This is a genomic window from Actinomadura rupiterrae (genome assembly GCF_024172125.1).
In the GTDB taxonomy this organism is placed as follows: Bacteria; Actinomycetota; Actinomycetes; order Streptosporangiales; family Streptosporangiaceae; genus Spirillospora; species Spirillospora rupiterrae.
Genome location: NZ_JAMZEA010000001.1, coordinates 25,503 through 47,297 on the forward strand (window position 1 = coordinate 25,503; position 21,795 = coordinate 47,297).

Consider the following 21,795-nt stretch of genomic DNA (forward strand, 5'->3'; position numbering starts at 1 on the left):
AACCCAGACATTGCGCGTCACTACGGATGCCGCAGGAGAGTCAATAGCCGCCGGGTCCGGTTTTTGGTACCGCTTCCGACAGTGGTCCGTCAGGTGCGGACATTTCCGGACTCACTGGCGGGGCCCGCCTTCTCCGGACGCCACTTTGCGTCCCTTTCCACGCCACCTTCCCAGCCCTTGGACCGCCTGGAGACCAGCCACGCCCGGCGAACTCCCCTCGGACGCGTCACGCAGGACGCTCCTGACCACCCGCACCCGTTTTGGACGCGGACTGTCAGCCCCGTCCCCGCACGTTCGGCAGGGGCGGCCGCGCACGTTCGGCAGGGGCGGCCGCGCACGTTCGGCAGGGGCGGCCGCGCACGTTTGGCAGGGGCGGCCGCGCGTGTTTTGGGCCCGGTCGGTCAGGGTCGTCCGCGCGCGTTTGGACTGGGGCGGTCGGGGGCGTCCGCGCGCGTTTTGGGCCGGGCGTGGTGGGAATGTGGGGTCCGGACGTCGAAATCCGCTGGTCTGACGGTGTTCGGTTGAAGGTTGTTGCGTTCGCGTTCGGATGCCGCCGGAACGGGTGCGGAAAGCACGAGGCGTCCGTTGATCAGGGAGGACACCGCCGGACCGGCGGGTTCTCCGGTGCCGGAAAGGACGGTCCGCGTACGGGCGTCCGGTCGACCCCGTGGTATCTGAATGATCGTCGGGTTATGCTCCTCCCCTGCCCACGAACGCGACCGCCGGAGACGGGATGAGCGTGGACGAGACGGCCCCCCTTCGCGTACTGGTGGTGGGCGGTGACGCGTCCGCACGCGCGGACGTCGCCCGCCTGCTGTCGGCGAGCGACGAGCTGAACGTGGTCGCCGAGGCCGGTGAGGCCGCCGCGGCGGTCGAGCTGGCCGGGCGGCTGCGTCCCGACGTCGTCCTGCTGGACGCGTCCGCCGCGCGCGCCGGCCGCACCGCCGAGCTGGCCCGGGCCTCCCGGGTGTTCGTCCTCGCCGGTCCGGACGACTCGGGCGCCGTCGACTCGGCCGTGCGCGGCGGGGCCTGCGGCCACCTGGTCCCGGGCGCGTTCACCGCGCGGGACGTGCTGCGCGGGGTCCGGGACGCCAGCCGGATCAGCATGGGCCTGTCCGCCCGCGAGTCCGAGGTGATGGACCTGATCGCCAGCGGCCGCTCCAACGGCGAGATCGCCCGGCAGCTCTTCCTCAGCGAGAAGACGGTCAAGAACCACGTGAACCGCATCTACGCCAAGCTCGGCGTCAGCTCCCGCGCCACCGCCATCGCCCTCTGGCGCGGCCTGGTCAGCGCCCTCCCCGGCCGCGACTGACCCCGCCCCCTGCCCGGCCGCCGCTGGGCGGGATAACCGATTCGCGCAGGGCTCGGAGCCCTGCTAATCTCTTTCTCGTCGCCAGGGAGGCCACGGAGCCGACCGGGACGACGACGCGCCGTTAGCTCAATTGGCAGAGCAGCGGACTCTTAATCCGCGGGTTCGGGGTTCAAGTCCCTGACGGCGCACCCGCAGCGAAAGCCCCGGGCCGCTTCAGCGCGCCTTCGGGGCTTTCGGCATGTCCGCGCTCGGCCGCAGCCGGTTTTTCTTCGCCGAGCGCATGAACCGGCCGGACCGTTCCTGGTTCACTGGAGGGCACTCCCGCCTCGCAGGGAGGCGACCGCCCGCCCATCGCGGTGAACAGGGGCGAAGCCGATGGACGAATACCAGGCGATCGTGGTCCGCAACCCGGACCACCGGGTCGTCGCCCTGTACGGGGACCTCGACGCGAGCAGCATGCCCGCGCTGGAGGCCGAGCTCTTCTGCCAGCTCACCGAGAGCGACCTCCCGCTCGTGGTGAGCCTGGACGGCGTCGCCTTCTGCGACACCGGCTGCCTGCGGTCGCTGCTCCAGGCCGTCCGGCACGCGGACGCCGTGGGCTGCCGGCTGGCGTTCTGCTGCCAACTCGAAGACCTCCTCCGCGTCCTGCGCGCAGGCCGCCTGACCCAGCACATGTGCATATGGCCGACCGTGGAGGAAGCCGTCCAAGCCGTCCTCCGCCCCTGAACGCACCCGCCCCGGGCCGCCGCACGCCCTTGGCCGCCGCACGCCCTCAGCCGTCGCGCGCGCTTGGCCACCGTGCGCCCTTCGCCGGCGCGCGTTCTCGGCCGCGGCGCGCCCTCGCTCGCGGCGCGTTCTCGGGCGTCGCGCGGGCTCGGCAGCCCCGCATTCTCGCCCGCCGCGCGTTCTCGGCCGCCGCGGCTGGCGGGTTGTGCCGTTCTGGGTCAGGCGGGTTGGGGGGTTAGGCGCGGGAGGATGGTCTGCGGGGTCAGGGGCAGGTCGCGGTAGCGGACGCCGGTGGCGTCGTGGACGGCGTTGGCGATGGCGGCGGCCGTGCCGACGATGCCGATCTCACCGATGCCCTTGGTGCCCATCGGGTTGAGGTTCAGGTCCTGCTCGTCCAGCCAGAAGGCCTCGATGGACGGGACGTCCGCGCAGGCGGGGACGTGGTACTGGGCGAGGTCGGTGTTCACGAAGCCGCCGTCGCGGTCGAGGACGGTGTGCTCGGTGAGCGCCATCCCGATGCCCATCGTCATGCCGCCGATGAACTGCGACCGCGCGAGGACGGGGTCGACGACGCGTCCGACGGCGTACATGCCGAGGAGGCGCGGGACGCGGACCTCACCGGTGGCCGGGTCCACGCTGACCTCGGCGAAGTGGGCGCCGAACGCGTGCCTGGAGTAGTCGGGCGCGTTCTCTACCTCGTCCGCCGTGTCGGCGAGGGCTTCGTGCGCGCCGGGATCGGCCAGGAGCTTCTCGCACGCGCGGACGACGGCTGTCCCCCAACTCGCGGTGCCTTTCGAGCCTCCGGCTAGGGGCGCGGTAGGCAGGGCGCTGTCACCGAGGTCAAGCCTTACGGCGGACGGCTCGACGCCTAGGGTTTCGGCCGCGATCCTAGTGAGGGCGGTGCGCGCGCCTGTGCCGATGTCGATGGCGGCGATGCGGACGCTGTACTTGCCGCCGCCGTGGCGCTGGGCCGATGCCTTGCTGGCCATCCGGAAAACCGGGTAGGTGGACGCCGCGACCCCCAGTCCCGTGTAGGGCGGCATGTCCGCGCCCCAGCCGAAACGGACCGCGCCCTCGCGCAGGCACGCGAGCAGATTGCGCGAACTGAAGGGCTGCCCTGTCGTGGGATCGTTTTCGGGCTCGTTGCGTATGCGGAGCTCGATCGGGTCTATGCCGAGGGTGCGGGCCAGCTCGTCCATGGCGCATTCGAGCGCGTACATGCCCGGGGCTTCGCCGGGGGCGCGCATCCAGGACGTGCTGGGCACGTCCAGGCGCGCGAGACGGCCCGCTATGCGGCGGTTCGCCGCCTGGTACATGACGCGGGACGGGTTGGTGGCCTCCTCGGCGAAGTCGCGGAGCGTCGAGGTCTGCTCGTTCGACTCGTGCGCGAGGACGGTGAGCCGGCCCTCCTGGTCGGCGCCGAGCCTGATCCGCTGGATGGTCGGCGTCCGGTAGCCGGTGATGGCGAACATCTGCCGGCGTGTCACCGCGAACCGGACGGGTCGTCCGACCACGCGGGCGGCCATCGCGGCGAGGACGACGTTCGGACGCGGCGTCCCCTTCGAGCCGAAACCACCGCCGACGTGCGGGGAGATCACGCGGACGTTCGGCCGGTCCAGCCCGAGGAGCCGCGCGAGCGTCGACTGGACGCGGGACGGCCCCTGGTTCGAGTCGTAGACGGTGAGCTGGTTGTCACCCTCCCAGTAGGCGAGAGTGGCGTGCGGTTCCATCGGATTGTTGTGTTCCGGTGGGGTTCGGTAGGTCACGTCCAGCCGGACCGGGGCGACCGCGAACGCGGCATCCGGATCGCCCATTTCCACCGGGTCGCCGTGGGGTTTCTCGTCCTCCGTCTCGTCCGGTGCGCGCAGTTCGATTTCGGGCAGGCGCTCGTCACGATACGTGACGCGCAGGAGGCGAGCGGCCTCGCGCGCCGTCTCGGACGTTTCGGCGATCACCGCGGCGACGAGTTGTCCCCGGTAGGAGACCTTCCGGCTCTGGAACACGTTCAGCTCGCCGTCACGCTCGTCCTGCTTCAGGCGCGGCGCGTTCTCGCAGGACAGCACGGCTATGACGCCCGGCATGGCGCGAACCTCGTCGGCGTGCACCGCCTCGATCTCGCCGCACGCGATCGTGGACGTCACGGCGGCGGCGTACGTGACGGTGTCCGCCGAATACTCGTAGGCATACCGAGCCGCCCCGGTCACCTTGTCGTGCGCTTCGACCCGAGTCACGCCAGCTCCCCTCCGCCGCACCTCACCGGGCCCCTGCCAGCTCGCTCAATGTCCCGACGATCAGGTTGCGGGCGAGATCGACCTTGTAGGCGTTGCCGCGCAGCGGTTCCGCTCCGGCAAGTTCGGCGTCGGCGGCGCGGGAGAACTCTGGGACGGTCGCGGGCGCCTGGCGCAAGGCCGCTTCGGCTCTGCGCGCGCGCCAGGGTTTCGCGGCGACGCCGCCGAGCGCGAGGCGGCAGTCCTGGATGACGCCGTCCTTGACGTCCACTGCGGCGGCCAGCGAGACCAGCGCGAACGCGAACGACGCGCGTTCACGCACCTTCTTGTAGGTGCCGGTCATTCCGTCCAGCGCCGGGATGCGGACGTGCGTGATGAGGTCGCCCGGTTCGAGCGTCGAGTTCCTGACCGGATCGTGGCCGTACAGGCTGTCCAGGGGGATTTCGTCGCGTCCGTGGATCACGACGTTGGCGTCCAGCGCGGCGAGCGCGACGGCCATATCGGACGGGTGCGTCGCGATGCATTCGGGCGTGTTGCCGAAAATGGCGAGGTTGTGGTGGTCGCCCTCGCGCGCCGAGCAGCCCGCGCCGAGTTCGCGCCGGTTGCACGGGCGCGTGACGTCCTGGAAGTACGAGCAGCGCGTGCGTTGCAGCAGGTTTCCGCCGACCGTCGCCAGGTTCCGGATCTGGCCGGACGCGCCGGACAGCACCGCCCGCGCCAATACCGGAAACCGCTCCCGCACAACCGCGTGCGCCGCGAGATCCGAGTTTCGGACGGTTGCGCCGATGAGCAGACCGTCGCCATCGACCTCGATCCGGTCGTAAGGCAGGCGCGTGACGTCCACCAATTGCGAGGGCAGCGCGACGCCCAGGCGCATGAGATCGACCAGGTTCGTCCCGCCGCCGAGGTAGGCGGAACCCTCGCCGTACAGGTCGACGGCCTCGTCCGGCGTCGTGGCCCGCGCATACGTGAAGGGCCTCATTTCGCCACTCTCCGGACGGCCTCGACGATGTTCACGTAAGCGCCGCAACGGCATAGGTTTCCGCTCATACGCTCGCGGATCTCCCGGGCGCTCAGCTCCGGAACCGGACTTTCGGCCAGATCGTCGGTGATGGCGCTGGGCCACCCCGACTTGGCCTCGTCCAGCATCCCGACCGCCGAGCAGAGCTGGCCGGGGGTGCAGTATCCGCACTGGAACGCGTCGCATTCGACGAAGGCGCTCTGGATCGGGGACAGCTCGTCCCCCGAGGCCAGCCCCTCAACCGTGGTGACCTCGGAACCGTCCGCGGCGACGGCCAGGACCAGGCAGGCATTGACGCGCCGCCCGTCCAGCAGGACGGTGCAGGCACCGCACTGGCCGTGGTCGCACCCCTTCTTCGTCCCGGTCAGGTCGAGCCCCTCCCGCAGGAGATCAAGGAGCGACGTGCGCGTGTCCACCTCGACCCGGTACGCCCGCCCGTTCACCCCGATCCTGACCTGCGCTTTCTCCGTCATGATCCGGAACGTACCCACCCGGCCCGGGCAGGAACGCCCTCCACGGCGTCCGAATCGCCGGGCGATCGAACCGGGCGGTCGAACCGGGCGGTCGAACCGGGGGCGATCGAGCCGGCCGAGCCGCGTGGTCGATATCGGACGCTCCGCAACCAGCGGGACGGTCTGTCCCCTGCGAACGCCCCGGGACTCCGCCCCGTCTCATTCGATGGCGCCCGAACACCGGACGGAACGGAGGATCAGGCGATGGGGACCCACCAACCGAACCTGACCGGACTGGGCGCCCACCTCGACCCCCAGACCTGGCGCGAGCTCCTGGATCTCGGGCCGCGGAGCAGGCGCTCCAAGGGGCGCGTCCTCATGCGGCAGGGCGATCCGGGGGACGTCGTCATGGTCCTCGTCCGGGGACGCGTGAAGGTTTCGCGGATCGAGGCCGACGGCGCGGTCTTCCCGCTGGCGATCCGCACCATCGGGGAAGTTCTGGGGGACATCGCGGTGCTCAGCGGCAGCGGCCGCACCGCCACCGTGGAGACCGTCACCGACTGCGAGATCCACTCGATCTCCGGCCGGCGCTTCCTGCGCTTCGTGTCGGACCATGCGCTCCCCGGCAAGATCGTCACGCTGTACCAGACCCGGCTGCAGGAGTCCGAGCGGCGCCGGGCCGAGCTGGCCGGCCTCACCCTGGACCAGCGGGTCTGCCTGACCCTGGACCGGCTCGCCTTCCCCGACGAGCGCGGTGCGCTGCGCGTCGACCTCGGCATGTCCCAGGAGGAGTTCGGCCGGATGGTCGGCGCCTCGCGGAACGCCGTCGGCATGGTCCTGGCGCGGCTGCGGACCCTCGGGATCATCGACACGAGGCCGCGCCTGGTCACGATCCGGAACGCCGAGGCGCTCCGCCGCCGCGCCGAGGAGACCGGCCGCGCCGACACCTGCTGAGCCCCGCCGACACGCGTTGAGATACCGCCCGCGCCGGGCCGGCCGCGCCGACACTGTTGAGCCGCGCCGACACCTTTTGAAAGGCCGCCCGCGCCGGTCCGGGCGCGCCGACACCTGTTGAGAGACGAGTGGGCGCGCTGCCCAATGTTGGGCAGCGGCCTCTCCCGCCCCCGCCGATCCTGAAGGCCCAGCAGACCTTCGAAGTGGGAGCCCCTTATGGCGACAGCGGCCCCCGGGCCTCGTTTCAGCCGCGAACTCTCGCCCTTCCATACCGTGCTCGCCGTGGACCTCGAAGGGTTCACCCGGAACGCCGCCGTCCGCCAGCCGAACCTGAGCGAGGCGGTCCCCCGCGTGCTGGAGACGGCGATGCGCCGCTCCGGCCTCAGCTGGGAGGACCGGCGGTTCCCGCAGTCGACCGGCGACGGGTACATCCTCGGCCTGCCCGTGGAGAGCGTCCCGCTCGTCCTCCACCCGTTCCTCGGGGAGTTGCAGGCGGTCCTGGAGGAGGAGACCAGGGCGCTGCGGGCCCTGGACCCCGCCCTTCGCCTGCGCATGCGGGTGAGCGTGCATCTGGGTCCGCTTCCCTATACCGGCGGCGAGAGCCCGAGCGACGGCATCGGCAAGCCCCTGAACGACGCCTGCCGGCTGCTCGATTCGGATCCGCCCCGGAAAGCCCTCCTCCTGACCGATCCCGAGGTGACGCGCGTGGCGGCGGTCATCTCCAGCCGAGTGCACGAGGACGTCGTGGAGGCGGGCTTCACCGCCCTGCGGCCGAGCGAGCTGATCCCCGTTCATGCCCAGGTCAAGCAGTTCTCCGAGGACGCGTGGCTCTTCATCCCCGCGCCGTCGGGCGTGCTGCTGAGCCAGGGCTTCCCTGACGCCCGAACCGGCGCCGAGCAGGACGCGCCGAGCGCCACGGGCCTCCCTGGCCGTCCCATGGGGCCCGAAACAGGGGACGAGCGGTCCCTTCCCGTGCCCGCCAGGGAACTGAACTCGATCCGGACGCGGTACGTCGCCCCTCCCGGCGCCGCCCGCCTGTACGACCTGCTCCGGACGAGGCACCTCGCCGTCGTGGAGGCCGAACCCGGTGGACGGCGGACGACCGCGCTCCACCAGCTGGACAAGCTGTCGCTCGAAACCGGGATCACGATCCGGGACGTGGTGAAGCGGTGGAGCCGTCCCTCGGTCGGCGACCTTCCCCTGGCCACCGGCTGCGGCTACCTGCTCGATCTGAACGCCCCGGCGACCGACTCACCGGACGAGTCCTTCGCCGAAGACCTGGAGACGCACGCCGAGCGGCTCGTGGATCACGGCTCCTACCTGGTCATCACCGCCCGTCCCGAGCTCTGGCGCGACTGCCGCGCCCTCGCCGGTCCCCTGACCGTGGCGCTGGGCCTGCCGGACCCTGACGCGGTGGCCGACGCGCACTTCCACGCGTTGCTCTCCGAGCGGGCGGGCACCGGCGCGCCTGCGTCGCAGGCGGCGGATCGGCGGCCACGCCTCCGTGCCGTGCCGCCCTTCACGCTCCCCCCTGGCACCCGTCCGAGCGAGGCGGTCGCGGCCGCCGAGCGATTCGTCGCGGGACGGTCCGTCCCGGCGCCGGACGCCTCGTCCCGGGCCGTGTTCCTCAGAGTCCGGACGCCCGAGGACGGCGTCTCGGAGATCGTGCTCACCGGGAACCGGATCCGCCGCGACGAGATCCGCGTCGGCCGGCCCTTCCCCGGCATGGCGCCCGACATCGCCGTGGACTGCGACCTGGTGCACCGCGACCACTGCCGCCTGACGCGCCACGCCGGGCGCTGGTCGCTGGAGCCGCGCGGCCGGAACCTGCCCCTGATCCGCCGCCGCGGCCAGGACGAGCCGGAGCCGGTGGCGGCTCCGACGTGGCTGGAGAACGGTGACGAGGTCCTCATTCGCGTCCGTCCCGGGGACGGGCGTGCCGGGGCCGGGCGTGCCGGGGCCGGGCGTGCCGACCGCTTCTGGGTGCTGGAGTTCCACGACCCCCAGCGGACGGCGGAGACCGGACCCGCCGGGGAAGAGGCCGAATCCGCCTATGAGGGGATCGAACCCGCCTGCGAGGAGACCCGACCCGCTTGTGAGGAGACCGAACCCGCCTGTGAGGAGGAGTCCCGATGACGAACACACCCTCTTACCGAACGATGTCCGCGGACCGGGCGATCCCGGGACGGGAGGACTCGGACAGCGCGCCCGGATTCCTGATCGCGGGAGGCTGCGCGATCGCGATCACGCTGGTCGGGTTCCTCACCCACCTGCTCGGCTGGATCCCCTTCGCCGGACGCCTGCTGCGCGAGGACGGCCCCGTCGGGATCATCGCGGCCCTCATCGTCGCGGCGACGCTCTGGGTGGTGTTCTTCGCCCTCGGACGCCTGTCCTACGTGGCCATCGAGCGGAGCTCGATCGTCGCCGCCGAGCAGGGCCCGTCCATCGGCGCATCCGGCACGCAGCGAAGCCTCGTCGACCGGCGGTTGACGCGGATCCGGCAGGCGGCGGAGAACGCGCACGACGAAGGGCTCCTCGCCACCTACTCCGAACTCGACCACGGGAAGAGCGACATCGCCTACGGCGCGGCGCGCGCGCTCGTATGGGCCATGCCCGCGCTGGGCTTCCTGGGGACCGCGGCGGAGATGTCGGCGTCCGTGCGAGGTCTCGGCGGGAGCATCAGGTCGGCCCAGGACTACTCGGCGCTCAAGAACGCGCTCGTCGTCCAGGTCCTCCCGCACCTGGCGCAGGCCTTCGCCGCCACGCTGCTGGCACTCGGCGCGAGCGTCGTCTGCCACCTCCTGCTGACCTGGACGAACGTCCGCGAGCAGCGGCTCCTGCTGATGGTGGAGGACAGGGTCGTGAAGCGCACCGCCGGGATCTCGCGTGCGGCGCGGCCGTCCGCGGGCGCGCCGCCGGCGTTTCCCATCCCGAACCAGGAGATCCAGGGCCTGGCGGAGGGGCTCGCGCGCGCCGACCAAGCCGCGCAGGAGCTCGCCGAGCGGCTGGACGACGTCCGCTGGGAGGAGCTGAACGCCCAGCTCGTCGCGCTGAACGGCACGCTCCTGCAGATCCACGAATCCATCGGCGCGCCCCTCGTCCTCCAGCGGCAGAACGGGGGGCGGGGAGCATGACCGCCGTCGCCCGCGTCCGCCGGCGGCGCTACGCCGGCCTCGGCGACCAGCCCGTCGAGCTGCGGTTCGTGGACATGCTGCTGATCATCATCGCGACGCTGGTGTTCGTCGCCGTGATGCTCAGCGTGACGAGCGCCTTCAGCGCGGCTCCCCCGGCGGCGGCCGGCCCGCGCATCGCCACGACCGCGCCGCCGACGTCCCTCGTCGGCCGGGACTACCGGCTGACGCTGGCCGTCCTCGGCGGTGCCGGGCCGATCCAGTGGCGGCTGGTCTCGGGGTCCCTGCCCACCGGTCTGCGCCTCGCAGCCGACGGCACGGTGGAGGGAAAACCGCTGCGCCGTGCGGACACCGTGGCAACGGTCGAGGTGACCGACGCCGGCGGCCGGACGGATCGGCGCGTGCTGTCGTTCGGCTCCCGCCGCGTGGCGCCCGACTCGTCCCTTCCGCCGGTCCCACCTCCGCCTCTGCGCATCCCCGCGCCGGTCAGCCTTCTCTACGCGGTCAAGGGCCGGGAGTACCGGCACGCGTTCTCCCCGGACACCGGGACAGCGCCCTTCCAGTGGGAACTGCGCGGCAAGCTTCCCGCCGGTCTGGCGTTCGGCGCCGACGGGATGCTGACCGGCAGGCCGAAGCACGCCGGGTCGAGCCGGTTCGATATGTCGATCACCGACGCGGGCGGCGCGAAAGCGCAGCAGAGCGTGGTCCTGGTCGTCGAGAAGGGGCCCAAGACGAGGGCCGACCGGATCTGGGACTGGGTGAAGCGCATCGTTCGGTACGCCGGCCTGGCGGTCTTCGCCTGGCTCATCCTCTTCGGCTTCGGCGGCGAACGCATCCCGGGGCTGCTCGAACTGCTGTCAACGGTCGCGGGCGGACGCCGCGCGACGAGGAAGTGATCTCATGGGACTCTCCGTCGGCAGGGAGCTGCCCACTGGCGAAACGGTCATCCGGATCCACCACGGCGGCTTCGGCGAGGTCGGCGTCCTCCAGGACGCCTTCGGCGGGCACAAGGTGCTCAAGCGCATCCGGGACGAGGTGCTCCAGCACGTGGGCGAATCGGTCTCCGAGGCGTTCTTCCAGGAGTGCCGCGTGGCGGCGAACCAGCTCTGGGGTGCTCCCTACACGGCGCTGGCCGTCCAGGCGATGATCCGGCTGGAGGACCTCGGGCCCGTCCTCTACATGGACTACGTGGACGGCCCGCCCCTGCACGAGCTGATCGGCGGCGGCCGGCGGCAGTCCCTGTGCCAGTCACTGCGGATGGGCCTCCAGCTGGCGACGGCGATCGAGTTCGCGCACGCCCGCGACGTCCGGCACCGCGACATCAAACCGAGCAACATCCTGCTCACCCGCGGGAACGAGATCCGCCTGATCGACTGGGGGCTTTCCAAGGCGCATGACGAGGCCGGGATCCCGACCCGGGTGGCCGCCTACATGTCTCCGCAGCGGCAGGTCGACAACCGGCTGGACGACCCCGCGGACGACGTGTACGCGCTGGGAGTGATCCTCTTCGAGTGCCTGACCGGCGGCTACCCGCGCGAGACCGCGCAGCCGGACGCGCTGCGGGCGAGGCTGACCGCGCTGCTCCCGGTTCCTCCGGCCACCCTGGTGGACCTCCTGGTCGGGATGCTGGACGGGAGCGCGGAGGCACGTCCTTCGGCCGCCCAGGTCGTCGCGGCGCTGTCCGCCCCCGAGCTGGCGGTGGAAGTGGCCGACAGGGAGAACGAGCTGCCGTTCTGCCGGGTCTGCGAGTACCGGTCCGCCGTGCGGGACGCCCGCTGCCCGGTCTGCGGCGAGCGCATGCGGGAGCGGGTCGCGCGTCCGGAGCTCGCGGGCATGCGCCGCATCCCGACGGGGGTCTTCCACCACGGCCTCTCGCCCAACCAGGTGACGACCGCGGTGAACCTGGTGCGGCCGCAGGGGGAGGTCCAGGAACCCGACTGGCTCTCCCCCGAGAACGACCCACCGCGCAAGATGCACCTCCCCACCTTCGACATCGACGAGACGCCCGTCACCAACGAGCAGTACGCCGAGTTCGTCAAGGCGACGGACTACCCGATGCCCAAGGGGCTGGAAGCCGGCGCCCGCGGGCTGCCGGACCATCCCGTGGTGAACGTCACCTGGAGGGACGCGCTCTGCTACGCCCTGTGGGCGGGTAAGCGCTTGCCGACCCCGCTGGAGTGGGAGAAGGCGGCGCGCGGGGACCAGGATGACCGCGCCTACCCCTGGGGGGACGTGTGGCAGCCGGACCGCTGCAACCACAACATGTTCCTCGGGCGCCAGTTCCGCGAGACCAGCCCCGTCCGGGCCTTCGTCTCAGGAGACTTCGACGGGCGGTCGCCGTTCGGCATCGCGGACATGGCGGGCAACGTCGGCGAATGGGTCTCCGATCCGCGGGCGGCGCTGCGCGGCCACCCCGACATGCGGAAGGTCTGCGGAGGCGGGTGGAGCGATCCGGGTGCGCTGTGCGGCATGGTCTCCATCGTCCGGCCCGCGGAGATGGACTACCAGGGCCCGTCCATCGGGTTCCGGTGCGCGGCCGACCCGATCTACGACGAGCGGCTGATCGAGGAGAACGAGGAAGCAGGGCCGCCCTGAACACGATCGACCGCGGAACCCTCCTGAACGCGATCGACCGCGGAACCGCCCTGACGGGGACCACTGCGGCACGCCCTTCACGATCGCGACAGCCGTCGGACTGATCGGGACGGTCGTCGAACTAGGTCGGGACGGTCGTCGGGCTGATCAGGACGGTCTTCGGGCCGATCAGGACGGTCTTCGGGGCGGTCGGGGCGGTCGTCGGACTTGGTCGGGACGGCCGTCGGACTGATCTCTGCGTTCCTCAGACGACGCAGCGGCAGTAGAGGCGGCGGCGGCATTGGAGGGCCTGGCGGGCGAGGGCGCAGAAGTCCTCAAGGAACACGGCGAGCGCTTCGGTGTCGCTGTGGCCGTCGAACTCGTCCGTTTGCGCCCACTGCTCGGCGATCTTCTCGAACAGTTCGGGCTCTCCGGCGGCGAGTGCCCTGGTCAGGCCGTCCGAGAGGGTGACGACGACGGCCTCGCACTCGGGGGTGGCCGCCACGAGCTTCGCCTGGCGGGCGTCGCCCGTCACCTCGTCGTAGCTGCGCCCGGTCAGCAGCGCCTCCAGCGTCCCCAGCTGGACGGCCGGCTCGATCCCCTTGGCCTCCAGCGTCCCCAGCGCGCACAGCGAGGGAAGCTCCAGGGCCGCCGCGGCCGTCGCATCGTCGTCCGCCGCGAAGTACTCGAACACTGCGCTCACGGGGACAGCCTGGCATCCGGCACCGACATTCTCGTGCCGCTCGGGTTCCCCGGACGTTTCCGCAGCTTGTACGGGGTGTGACGGGAGTTGTCCACAGATCGCCGCTCGGCTTTGCGTTCGATTCGCGGGGTGCCACTCTCGAAGAGCGGCGTCAGGAGGACGGCGGCGAAGGTGACGGTTTGGGGGGAAGGGGGTGGTCAGAGGCGGCCGCGGCGGCGTTTGGGGCGGAGGCGTTCCAGCTGCCACCAGGCCAGCACGGTGAAGACGACGCCGAGGCCGGCGAGTATGCCCATGTCCAGGGACCACGTGTCGAGCTTGGGGAGCCAGATGCGGTCGGGTTCCAGGGACGACGGGATGATGTGGCCGAGGTCGACGGTGGCGGCCGTCGCGGCGAGGCCCCAGCGGGAGGGGGCCAGCCAGGCGACCTGTTCGAGGCCCGGCTTGCCCGCGAGCCGGACCAGCGCCCCGCACAGCACGAGCTGGGCCATCGACAGGACGATCAGCAGCGGCAGCGTCTTCTCGGAGCTGTTCACCGACGCCGAGACGAGCAGCCCGAGGGTCATCGAGACCAGGCCGAGCAGCGCGGTCGCCAGGACCAGTTCCACGAACGCGGACGTGAAGGTGCCGGAGGGGGGCAGCTTCACGCCGAGCAGACCGATGCCCACGAGCACGACGGCCTGAACGGTGGTGATCAGGCCGAGGACCAGGAGTTTGGAGGTGAGGTAGACGCCCGCGGACAGCCCGGCGGCGCGTTCCCTGCGGTAGATCGTGCGTTCCTTGACCAGCTCGCGAACGGCGTTGCCGGTGCCGACGAAGCAGGACGCGAAGATCAGCACCATCAGCTTGGACGCGGCGTCGGCGTTGGTGCCGGGCGGCCCGACCAGGCCCTTCGGGGCGGGGATCGCGGCGATCAGCCCGCCCATGATCAGCGGCATCAGGCCGAGCAGCACCAGGTAGGACCGATCGGAGGTGATCACTGACAGGTAGCGGCGGCACAGCGTGGAGAGCTGGGCGAGCTTGCTCTGCCGGGGCGGCGGCGGAGCGGGCGGCCTGGCGTCCGTGGGGCCGACGGCACCGCCCATGCCGTACCCCACGTACCGGGACCAGCGCGGCGACGTGCGGAACTCGCCCGCCCAGTCGCGGTCCGGCTCGCGGTCGAACGCCTGGAACACCTCGGCCCACGCCTTGGCGCCGAAGTGCCGCAGCCCCTCCTCCGGCGGCCCGTAGTACGCCATGCGCCCGCCGGGGACGAGCACCAGGAGCCGGTCGCACGCGTTCAGGTTCTCGGTGCTGTGGGTGACCACGATGACCGTCCGGCCGTCGTGCGCCAGGTCCTTCAGCAGTTCCATGACCGTCTTGTCCAGGCCGGGGTCGAGGCCCGACGTCGGCTCGTCCAGGAAGAGGAGCGATGGCTTCGTCAGCAGTTCGAGCGCCACCGACACGCGCTTGCGCTGGCCCCCCGACAGCTTGTCGATGCGGGTCCCGGCGTGCGGGGTGAGGCCGAGTTCGGCTATCACCTCGTCCACCCGCCGCTCCCGCTCGTCCTTCCGGGTGTCCCCCGGGAACCGCAGCTCGGCCGCGAACAGCAGCGCCTGCCGCGTCGCCAGCTGCGTGTGCAGGATGTCCTCCTGCGGGACGAGCCCGATGCGGTGCCGCAGCTCGTCATAGTCGGAGTACAGGTCGCGGCTGTCGTACCGGACGGTCCCCTCCGTCGCGGGCCGCGTCCCGGTCACCGCGCCGAGCAGCGTGGACTTCCCCGCGCCCGACGGCCCGATCACCGCGACCAGCGACCGCTCGGGGATCGGGAACCCCACCCGGTCCAGCAGCACCTTGCCCTCGGGCGTCCGCACGGTGAGCTCCTGCACGAGCACGGACACGTCCCCGGTGTCCACGAACTCCCGCAGCTCGGTCCCCACCAACCGGAACGTCGCGTGCCCGACACCGAGCAGGTCCTCCTCGGTCAGCACCGCCCGGTCGATCCGCTCCCCGTTGACGTACGTCCCGTTGTGGCTCCCCAGATCCACGATCTCAGCACGCCCGGGCGCCGCCATCCGCAGCTCGGCGTGGTACCGCGACACCACCAGGTCCGGAACCACGACATCGTTGTCAGGCGCCCGCCCGATCCGCAGCGCCGCTACAGCCCCTTGATCAGCCCCTCGCCCCCGTCCGAACCCCCCGACCCGTCCCGTAGCCCAACCACCAAGCCGCGTCCCCCGCCCACCCGCCGGCGCCTCCCCAACGTCCTGCGCGACCCCACCCTGGCCACCCCAAACCTGCCCCCGCCCCTCCCGATACTCAACCCCCCGCGCAGACTCCGCCCCCGGCACAGACCGCCCACCCTGCGCGTCCCCTCCCCCAAAGCCCCGCCCCGCGACCCCATCTCGACCAGCCCCCAGCCCCAGCCCTGCGCCCTGTGCGTCTCCCGCGCCAAAGCCCCCGCCCGGGCCACCGGCTCGGTCGCCCCCCTGCCCGCGCCCAGCCCCCAGCACGCCCCCTGGACCAAAACCTCCGTCCGCCCCTTGGGCCCGGGCGGCCCCCTGCCCCTGCCCTGGGCGCTGCCCTCGTCCCGCGCCCTGCACGTCCCCTGCACCAAGGCCCCGGCCCGGCCCTTCAGCTCGGGCAGCGCCCTGCCCTTGCCCAGCCCGCTGCCCGCGTCCAGCCCCCCGCGCGTCCCCTGCACCAGGGGCCCGATCAGGGCCGCCGGCTCGGGCGGGGCCCTGTCCCTGCCCGGGGGCCTGACCGTGGCCAGCGCGCTGTGCAGAGTCAGCGCCCTGCGCAGGCTCCGAGCCGCGCGCGCTGCCTCGTCTGCCCTGGTCACCCCCCTGCCCGGGCGCGTAATCAGCAGCTTGGCCCCGCCCTCCGCCCAAGCCTTGGGCGGACGCGGGGCCCTGCCTGGGGTCGGCGGGTCGGTTTGCGGGGGCGTTCTGGGCGGCGGGGTCGCGCGGGGGTGGGACGTTGGGCGGGGGTTGTGCGCTGCGCGGCTGGTTCGGGGGGTGGACGTTGGGCGGGGGGTGGGCGGCGCTCGGAAGGCGCGGGGCCTGGCCTGGTGCAGGTGGTGGGGCTTGGGGGTTAGGGAGCTGGATGATCTGGCTGGGGTTGCGGTCGACGCCGGGGCGGTGGTCGGGGGGACGGACGGCGGAGCAGGCCAGAGGGGCGCCGTCGGTGGCGTGGCCCAGCTGGAAGATGCGTTCGCCGTCGATCTGGATGCGCTGGACGCGGTGGCCGTCGAGGAAGGTTCCGTTTCGGCTGCCCGCGTCCTCGATCATCCACCCGTCCGGCCCCGACCAGAGGACGGCGTGCCGCCAGGACACGCGCCCGTCGGTGAGGACGATCTCGGATTCGGGATCGCGCCCGATCCGATAGGTCGCGCCCGGACGCAGCCGATGTACCCGCTCCCGTGTCCGGACGACCAGGAGCGGCGGTGCCATGGACCCGGCCGAGGGACCCGCCGTCATGTCCGGAGTGTAAGACGTCGAAGTCGCCATTGACAGGATGGATTCGGCGGCTTTGCATGAGTCCATGCCGAGCCGGCGGCCGACGGGCCGCACGGGGGTGTCGGCGCAGGGCGGTGGGGCCGGTGGACGCTGCGGTGACTCGTGAGGACCGGCTGCCCAGGAGGCCGCGCCGCCGGCGCTGGCCGCTCGTCCTCGGAATCGTCCTCGTCGTGCTGGTGTTGCTCGCGATCCTCGCCGACCGCGTGGCCCTCTGGGTGACCGAGGACGCGATGGCCGCCGAGATCAAGAAGGAAGGCTTCCCCAGCAAGCCGGACGTGACCGTCGAGGGCTTCCCGTTCCTGACACAGGTCGCGAAACGGCATTTCGGCGACGTGCGGCTGAAGGCGAAGAACATCCCGGTCGGGCCGCTGAACGTGACGCGTCTCGAAGCCCGCGCCACCGACGTCCGCCTGAATTCCGACTACCAGAGCGGAATCCTCGGCAACGTCAACGGCGACGCCTTCGTCGGCTTCGGCGACCTCGCCAAAGCGGGCGGCAGCGGCCTCTCCTTCGAGGCGGACGGCCCGGACAAGGTCAAAGCCAAGGTCGGCGCCTTCGGCCTGGACGCGACCGCGATCGCCTCCGTGAAAAAGGAAGGCAACAACATCCGCGTCAAGGCCCTCTCCGCCGAGGGCCTCGACCTCAGCGACCTGGGCGACGACCTCGACTTCACCGTCCCCGTCAACGGCCTCCCCCTCGGCATGCGCTTCGACAGCCTCAGCGTGACCGCCTCCGGCGTCCTCCTCCGAGTGAGCGGCACCCACGTCACCTTCAGCCAATAGGCCCGCTCCCTCAAGAAGCCGCCCAGGAGTGGTGAGGGCACGGCGGGCATGGGCGTCCGGCCCTTCGGGACGGGCAAGGCGGCAGGCTTCAGGGGTGGCGGAGGGGGTTAAGGGCTGGTGTCGGGGAGGGGGACGGTCGGGGTGCTGAGCATGGGTGGGGGGCTGCTAAAGTTGAGGCGTTGCCGGGGAGGTCAGGCCTCACTCGGGCGACAACGCGCCGTTAGCTCAATTGGCAGAGCAGCGGACTCTTAATCCGCGGGTTCGGGGTTCAAGTCCCTGACGGCGCACCCGTCAATGAACCGGGCATCTTCAGTTGAAGGTGCCCGGTTTTCTTTGTTTTCGGGCGTTGGCACATGCCTTTCGCGGCGGGTGGGCTCGCTGCCCAGCAGGGGGCGAGCGGGCCCATCGACGTCCGTCCGCGCCGTCCGACCTGCTAGGAGGTTCGGGGGGTTGAGGTCAGATGGTCGCCTACCTGGCGGACCAGGACGGCCATTTCGAAGCTGATCTGGGACGGGTCGACGTCGGCGGTGCTGAGGACGGTGAGGGAGGCGCCCTGGCCGGCGGCGGTGACGAAGAGGAAGGCGTCGCGCATCTCGATGATGGTCTGGTGGACGTCGGTGGCGCCGAAGTGGGCGCGGGCGCCCTGGGCGAGGCTCTGGAGGCCGGCGGCGAGGGCGGAGAGGTAGTTGGCGTCGTCGCGGTCCAGGCCCTCGGAGGCGCCCATCAGGATGCCGTCGGCGGACTGCAGGACGGCGCGGGTGACCTGGGGGACGCGGCGGACCAGGCCGTCGATCAGCCAGTCGAGCCGGTCGGTCGGCGGCGTCACGGGGGTTCCTCTCGTCGGGGCCGGGGGTTACCGAACGCTGTCACATGATCGCATCGGCGGTGGAACAAGATCCACGAAACCAGACAAATGATCAAATCAGCGGCTAGGGTGTCCCGAGTTTTCGTCCCCCGCCCGATACTCCCCGACGCTTGAGAGACGACACCGTGAAGAGCTCTCGTCGACGCTCGATCCGCATCTCGCTCTACAGCATGCTCGTCATCCCGCTGGTCTCCCTGGTCGTGCTCTGGGCGTTCGCCGCGCAGAGCGTCGCGGCGCAGGCGATCGACCAGCGGCACATCGACACCGCCAACAAGATCTACGGCAACGCCGTGCAGCCCATGCTGATCACGCTGGCGCAGGAGCGCCAGGAGTCGGTGGTCTGGATCGCCGCGCACGGCAAACTGCCGCGCGCGTCCATGGACGCCGTCCGGCAGAAGATGGACGGCACGGTCGTCCAGATGAACAGGGCCGCGCGGTCCGGCTCGTTCCAGAACACGCTGACGCCGCTGATGAAGCAGCGGCTCGCGACGCTGATCGACAAGCTCAACCGGCTCAACACGATCCGCGGGCAGGTCGACTCCGGCGCGTTCGACAAGCTGTCGGCGTTCAACGCCTACAACGACGTCCTCGACTCGCACTTCCGGTTCATCTACCTGCTGGTCGCCGAGAACGGGTACCAGCAGGCGTACCACCTGACCGGCATGTCCCGCGCGATGGAGCTGGCCGGGCGCGAGGCCGCGCTGGTCGGCGGCGTCCTGGTCAGCGGCGGCCGGATGAGCGCGGACGAGCGCACCGCGATCGCGCAGCTGGTGTTCGAGCGCCGCTACCTGGAGACGTCCAGCCTGTCGGAGTTCAACGAGGCCAACGGCGCGCCCTACAAGGCGGCGCTCGGGTCGGCCGCGGCCCGGAACTTCGCGGCCGTGGAGAACAGGATCCTCGCCGTCCCGTCGTCGTCGAAGCTGAAGCTGGCGCCGGCGACCTGGCAGGGCGCGGTCGGCGGCTACCTCCAGCAGATGGACGGCGCGCTCGGCAAGTCCCGCGTCACGCTGGCCGCCGACGCCAAGAAGACGTCCGACGACACGCTGCTGCGGCTCGCCCTGATCGGCGCCGTCGGCCTGGCCGCGCTGCTGCTGACCGCGCTGCTGATGCTGCGGTTCGGCCGCCGGATCGTCCGCGACCTGCGGGACCTCCAGGGCGCCGCGCACGATCTCGCCGACCAGCGCCTGCCGGACGTGGTGACGCGGCTCAAGCGCGGCGACGCGGTGGACGTCTCGGTCGAGGCGCCGCCGCTCGTCGTCGGCCGGTCGGCCGAGGTCGGCAGCGTCGCGGACGCGTTCTCGACCGTCCAGCGCACCGCGATCGAGGCCGCCGTCGGCCAGGCGGACCTGCGCAAGGCGGTCAGCGGCGTGTTCCAGAACCTCGCCCGCCGCAACCAGTCGCTGCTGCACCGCCAGCTGTCCATGCTGGACACCCTGGAGCGCAAGGCCGCCGACCCCGACGACCTCGCCGACCTGTTCGCGATCGACCACCTCACCACCCGGATGCGGCGGCACGCGGAGGGTCTGATCATCCTGTCCGGGGCCACGCCGGGCCGCGGCTGGCGGCGTCCGGTCGGCATCCTGGACGCGCTGCGCGGCGCGATCGGCGAGATCGAGGACTACGCGCGCGTCGAGGTCGTCTCCAACGCCGAGGAGGGCATCGACGGCGCGGCCGCGGCCGACGTCGTCCACCTGCTGGCCGAGCTGATCGAGAACGCGGTCACCTTCTCGCCGCCGAACACCCCGGTCGAGGTGGACGCGGGCATGGTCGGGCGCGGCTTCGTCGTGGAGATCCAGGACCGCGGCCTCGGCGTCACCCCGGACAAGCTCGCCGCGCTCAACGAGCGGCTCGGCCGCGAGCCGGAGTTCGACCTGTCCGGCGGCGAGCAGCTCGGCCTGCTCGTCGTCGGGACGCTGGCGCACCGGCACGGCATCCGGGTCGTCCTGGAGCCGAACTCGTACGGCGGCCTGAAGGCGATCGTGCTGCTCCCGCACTCGATCGTCGTCTCCGCCGACCGCATCAACCAGCCCGAACCCCCGGAAGGCGCCCCCGAGGACGACTCGGACGCCGCGCCCATGCCCGTTGGCGCGGACGCGCAGATGACGAGCGACCCAGCCTCGTATGGGACGCCGGGGAGCGCGCCGTTTGCACCGTCCGGAAGCGCGCCGCACGGAACTTCCGGAAACGCGCCGCAGGCACCGTCCGGGGGCGCGCCGTATGGAAACTCTGGGGGCGCGCCGTCCTCCGGAGGCGTTCCGCTTGGGGCGGGTGCGGATCCGCAGGGTTCGGGGCCTGTCGCCATGCCGGTCGGGAGTGCGTCCGCTTTCCCGCATGGGCCGTCCGTGGTCGGTGGCGCGTCCAGGGCGTCTGCCGGACCGTCCGGAATCGAGCGCGGGACGGACAGTGCCGCGCCCAGGATGTCCGGCGGCGGCGCGCACGCGGCTCCGTCTTCGGACGCTCATCGGACGGGCGGTATCGGCGGCTGGGGCGACGGCTCCGAAGCGCCCCACCCGCCCGGAGCCCACACCCCAGACGCGCACACCTCACGCGCCCAAGCACCAGGCGCACACGCGTCGGGCGCGCACGCTTCAGGCGCACACATCTCGGACGCGCACGCCTCGGACGCGCACACCTCGGACGCGCACACCTCGGGCGCGCAGGCACCAGGCGCACACGCTTCCGGCGCACACGCGTCAGGCGCGTACATCTCGGACGCGCACAGCTCGGGTGCACACAGTTCGGGAGCGCACGCCTCGGATGCCCAGGCGTCGGGCGCCCATGGCTCGGGTGCGCATGGCTCGGGTGCGCATGGCTCGGGTGCGAATGCCTCGGGAGCGAATGCCTCGGACGTGCACGGTTCGGATGTGCGGGGGTCGGGGGCGCATGTGGGTGGGATGCATGCGGGGATGCCTCGGCGGGTGCGGCGGGCGAGTCTGGCTCCGGAGTTGCGGAATGCCGAGGGCGAGCAGCAACCCGCGTCGTCCGGCGCGTCCGAGGGGACGGGTGGACGGTCGCCGGAGCGGGCCCGGTCGGTGATGGGCGCCATGCAGAGCGGCTGGCGCCGGGGCCGGGCGGAGCCGCCCGTGCCGCGGCGGCCGGAGCGGTGGAACGACGGCGAGGTGGAACGATGAGTCAAGCGGCGATGACCGCCGACCAGGTGCGCGTCCTGCTGGACGGCCTGGTGGCGCGCGCGGCGGGCGGCGGCGGGGGCGCGGTGCTGCTGTCCAGCGACGGGCTGGTGGTCGCGTCGTCCGCGGGGCTGGACCGGGAGGACGCCGAGCACCTGGCGGCGCTGGTCGCGGGCGTGCAGGGCCTCGCGCGGGGCGCGTGCCGGCGGTTCTCCGGCGGCGAGGTGCTGCAGAGCGTCATCGAGCTGGACTCGATGCTGGTGTTCATGGTTCCGGCCGGTCCGCACGCCGTCCTCGCGGCGCTGTGCCCCGCCGAGTCCGACGCGGGCGCGGTCGCGTACGCGATGGCCGAGCTCGCCGAGGGGCTCGCCGAGCGTCCCCCGGTCATCCCCCGGCTCTCGGGCTTCGGCGTGAGGTGAGCACGG

General features: G+C 71.9%; 16 protein-coding genes and 2 tRNA genes. 12 read left to right on the forward strand and 6 right to left on the reverse strand.

Annotated elements, in window-relative coordinates:
* Positions 1-733 precede the first annotated feature (733 nt).
* From FHU30_RS00095 to FHU30_RS00105, 3 genes are all read left to right on the forward strand, one after another.
* Positions 734-1,312, forward strand: a complete 579-nt coding sequence (locus FHU30_RS00095) for a response regulator transcription factor (RefSeq protein ID WP_253869796.1) — start codon at positions 734-736, stop codon at positions 1,310-1,312.
* 115 nt (positions 1,313-1,427) lie between these two features.
* A tRNA-Lys gene (locus tag FHU30_RS00100) sits at positions 1,428-1,500 on the forward strand.
* 187 nt (positions 1,501-1,687) lie between these two features.
* Positions 1,688-2,038 carry an STAS domain-containing protein gene (locus FHU30_RS00105; protein WP_253869798.1) on the forward strand — a complete coding sequence of 117 codons (351 nt, stop codon included), beginning with the start codon at positions 1,688-1,690 and terminating at the stop codon, positions 2,036-2,038.
* 218 nt (positions 2,039-2,256) lie between these two features.
* Here FHU30_RS00105 and FHU30_RS00110 read toward each other — a convergent pair whose 3' ends face one another.
* The 3 genes from FHU30_RS00110 to FHU30_RS00120 are packed head-to-tail and all read right to left on the reverse strand — an operon-like array spanning position 2,257 to position 5,760.
* Positions 2,257-4,269, reverse strand: coding sequence for a xanthine dehydrogenase family protein molybdopterin-binding subunit (locus FHU30_RS00110; RefSeq protein WP_253869801.1), 2,013 nt, complete (start codon positions 4,267-4,269; stop codon positions 2,257-2,259).
* Positions 4,270-4,291: 22 nt separating this feature from the next.
* Positions 4,292-5,248 carry an FAD binding domain-containing protein gene (locus tag FHU30_RS00115; protein WP_253869803.1) on the reverse strand — a complete coding sequence of 319 codons (957 nt, stop codon included), beginning with the start codon at positions 5,246-5,248 and terminating at the stop codon, positions 4,292-4,294.
* A complete protein-coding gene (locus FHU30_RS00120) occupies positions 5,245-5,760 on the reverse strand; it encodes a (2Fe-2S)-binding protein (RefSeq protein WP_253869806.1) in 516 nt (171 codons plus the stop codon). Before FHU30_RS00120 ends, FHU30_RS00115 begins: the two co-directional genes overlap by 4 nt.
* Before the next feature lie 243 nt (positions 5,761-6,003).
* On the opposite strand from FHU30_RS00120, the gene FHU30_RS00125 reads away from it, so the two are divergent.
* The 5 genes from FHU30_RS00125 to FHU30_RS00145 all read left to right on the forward strand — a co-directional run bounded on the left by FHU30_RS00125 (position 6,004) and on the right by FHU30_RS00145 (position 12,419).
* Positions 6,004-6,693, forward strand: coding sequence for a Crp/Fnr family transcriptional regulator (locus FHU30_RS00125; protein WP_253869809.1), 690 nt, complete (start codon positions 6,004-6,006; stop codon positions 6,691-6,693).
* Between the two features lie 282 nt (positions 6,694-6,975).
* The gene (locus FHU30_RS00130; RefSeq protein ID WP_253869811.1) at positions 6,976-8,829 is read left to right on the forward strand and encodes an FHA domain-containing protein; all 1,854 of its coding nucleotides are present in this window, start codon (positions 6,976-6,978) and stop codon (positions 8,827-8,829) included.
* Positions 8,826-9,827, forward strand: coding sequence for a MotA/TolQ/ExbB proton channel family protein (locus FHU30_RS00135; RefSeq protein WP_253869813.1), 1,002 nt, complete (start codon positions 8,826-8,828; stop codon positions 9,825-9,827). Before FHU30_RS00130 ends, FHU30_RS00135 begins: the two co-directional genes overlap by 4 nt.
* A complete protein-coding gene (locus FHU30_RS00140) occupies positions 9,824-10,720 on the forward strand; it encodes a putative Ig domain-containing protein (RefSeq protein WP_253869815.1) in 897 nt (298 codons plus the stop codon). Before FHU30_RS00135 ends, FHU30_RS00140 begins: the two co-directional genes overlap by 4 nt.
* A gap of 4 nt (positions 10,721-10,724) precedes the next feature.
* Positions 10,725-12,419 (forward strand): bifunctional serine/threonine-protein kinase/formylglycine-generating enzyme family protein, encoded by a 1,695-nt coding sequence (locus tag FHU30_RS00145; protein WP_253869817.1) that lies wholly within the window; start codon positions 10,725-10,727, stop codon positions 12,417-12,419.
* Between the two features lie 244 nt (positions 12,420-12,663).
* On the opposite strand, the gene FHU30_RS00150 is transcribed toward FHU30_RS00145, so the two are convergent.
* Positions 12,664-13,101, reverse strand: a complete 438-nt coding sequence (locus FHU30_RS00150; protein ID WP_253869820.1) for a hypothetical protein — start codon at positions 13,099-13,101, stop codon at positions 12,664-12,666.
* Between the two features lie 197 nt (positions 13,102-13,298).
* On the reverse strand, positions 13,299-16,622 hold the full coding sequence (locus tag FHU30_RS45700) for an FHA domain-containing protein (RefSeq protein ID WP_308211128.1): 3,324 nt from the start codon (positions 16,620-16,622) through the stop codon (positions 13,299-13,301).
* 68 nt (positions 16,623-16,690) lie between these two features.
* On the opposite strand from FHU30_RS45700, the gene FHU30_RS00160 reads away from it, so the two are divergent.
* Together FHU30_RS00160 and FHU30_RS00165 are read left to right on the forward strand one after the other, a co-directional pair.
* The gene (locus tag FHU30_RS00160) at positions 16,691-17,377 is read left to right on the forward strand and encodes an LmeA family phospholipid-binding protein (protein WP_253869825.1); all 687 of its coding nucleotides are present in this window, start codon (positions 16,691-16,693) and stop codon (positions 17,375-17,377) included.
* Positions 17,378-17,591: 214 nt separating this feature from the next.
* A tRNA-Lys gene (locus tag FHU30_RS00165) sits at positions 17,592-17,664 on the forward strand.
* Positions 17,665-17,810: 146 nt separating this feature from the next.
* On the opposite strand, the gene FHU30_RS00170 is transcribed toward FHU30_RS00165, so the two are convergent.
* Positions 17,811-18,203 carry a roadblock/LC7 domain-containing protein gene (locus FHU30_RS00170; protein ID WP_253869827.1) on the reverse strand — a complete coding sequence of 131 codons (393 nt, stop codon included), beginning with the start codon at positions 18,201-18,203 and terminating at the stop codon, positions 17,811-17,813.
* 149 nt (positions 18,204-18,352) lie between these two features.
* On the opposite strand from FHU30_RS00170, the gene FHU30_RS00175 reads away from it, so the two are divergent.
* Together FHU30_RS00175 and FHU30_RS00180 are read left to right on the forward strand one after the other, a co-directional pair.
* The gene (locus FHU30_RS00175; protein ID WP_253869831.1) at positions 18,353-21,373 is read left to right on the forward strand and encodes a sensor histidine kinase; all 3,021 of its coding nucleotides are present in this window, start codon (positions 18,353-18,355) and stop codon (positions 21,371-21,373) included.
* Positions 21,370-21,789 (forward strand): roadblock/LC7 domain-containing protein, encoded by a 420-nt coding sequence (locus tag FHU30_RS00180; RefSeq protein WP_253869834.1) that lies wholly within the window; start codon positions 21,370-21,372, stop codon positions 21,787-21,789. The genes FHU30_RS00175 and FHU30_RS00180 overlap by 4 nt, the downstream gene beginning before the upstream one ends.
* Positions 21,790-21,795: the final 6 nt, after the last annotated feature.

Bases quoted from the DNA above. Each gene is read 5' to 3' on its own strand.
- FHU30_RS00180 (WP_253869834.1), top strand. From the start codon at position 21,370: ATGAGTCAAGCGGCGATGACCGCCGACCAGGTGCGCGTCCTGCTGGAC.
- FHU30_RS00120 (WP_253869806.1), bottom strand. From the start codon at position 5,760: ATGACGGAGAAAGCGCAGGTCAGGATCGGGGTGAACGGGCGGGCGTAC.
- FHU30_RS00095 (WP_253869796.1), top strand. From the start codon at position 734: ATGAGCGTGGACGAGACGGCCCCCCTTCGCGTACTGGTGGTGGGCGGT.
- FHU30_RS00115 (WP_253869803.1), bottom strand. From the start codon at position 5,248: ATGAGGCCCTTCACGTATGCGCGGGCCACGACGCCGGACGAGGCCGTC.
- FHU30_RS00135 (WP_253869813.1), top strand. From the start codon at position 8,826: ATGACGAACACACCCTCTTACCGAACGATGTCCGCGGACCGGGCGATC.
- FHU30_RS45700 (WP_308211128.1), bottom strand. From the start codon at position 16,622: ATGGACTCATGCAAAGCCGCCGAATCCATCCTGTCAATGGCGACTTCG.
- FHU30_RS00140 (WP_253869815.1), top strand. From the start codon at position 9,824: ATGACCGCCGTCGCCCGCGTCCGCCGGCGGCGCTACGCCGGCCTCGGC.
- FHU30_RS00125 (WP_253869809.1), top strand. From the start codon at position 6,004: ATGGGGACCCACCAACCGAACCTGACCGGACTGGGCGCCCACCTCGAC.
- FHU30_RS00105 (WP_253869798.1), top strand. From the start codon at position 1,688: ATGGACGAATACCAGGCGATCGTGGTCCGCAACCCGGACCACCGGGTC.
- FHU30_RS00145 (WP_253869817.1), top strand. From the start codon at position 10,725: ATGGGACTCTCCGTCGGCAGGGAGCTGCCCACTGGCGAAACGGTCATC.